The organism is Duganella sp. sic0402 (assembly GCF_019219065.1).
Classification (GTDB): domain Bacteria; phylum Pseudomonadota; class Gammaproteobacteria; order Burkholderiales; family Burkholderiaceae_D; genus Rugamonas.
In genome coordinates this window covers 1-572 of the sequence record NZ_JAHUWK010000034.1, presented here as the reverse complement: position 1 = coordinate 572, position 572 = coordinate 1, and the positions used below count along the sequence as shown (strand labels likewise).

The following is a 572-nucleotide window of genomic DNA, read 5'->3' as shown; positions in this document are numbered from 1 at the left end:
GCACTGGACAGCTACATCCCAACCCCAGAGCGCGCAGTTGACGGCGCCTTCCTGATGCCAGTGGAAGACGTGTTCTCGATCTCGGGCCGCGGTACCGTGGTGACCGGTCGTGTTGAGCGCGGCATCATCAAAGTCGGCGAAGAGATCGAAATCGTCGGCATTATCGATACCGTTAAAACCACCTGCACCGGCGTGGAAATGTTCCGCAAACTGCTGGACCAAGGTCAGGCAGGCGACAACGTTGGTCTGCTGCTGCGCGGCACCAAGCGTGAAGACGTGCAACGTGGTCAAGTTCTGGCAAAACCAGGCTCGATCAAACCGCACAACCACTTCACCGGCGAGATCTACGTTCTGTCGAAAGATGAAGGCGGCCGTCACACCCCGTTCTTCAACAACTATCGTCCACAGTTCTACTTCCGTACCACTGACGTGACCGGTTCGATCGAACTGCCAGCGGACAAAGAAATGGTTATGCCAGGCGACAACGTGTCGATCACCGTCAAGCTGATCAACCCGATCGCGATGGAAGAAGGTCTGCGCTTCGCAATCCGCGAAGGCGGCCGTACCGTTGG

The 572-nt window shown here is 57.3% G+C and carries 1 protein-coding gene; it reads left to right on the top strand.

What is annotated here, in order from left to right; translation table 11 throughout:
• A partial coding sequence (locus tag KW842_RS27185) for an EF-Tu/IF-2/RF-3 family GTPase (protein ID WP_255584418.1) occupies positions 1-572 on the top strand: 572 nt, incomplete at both ends.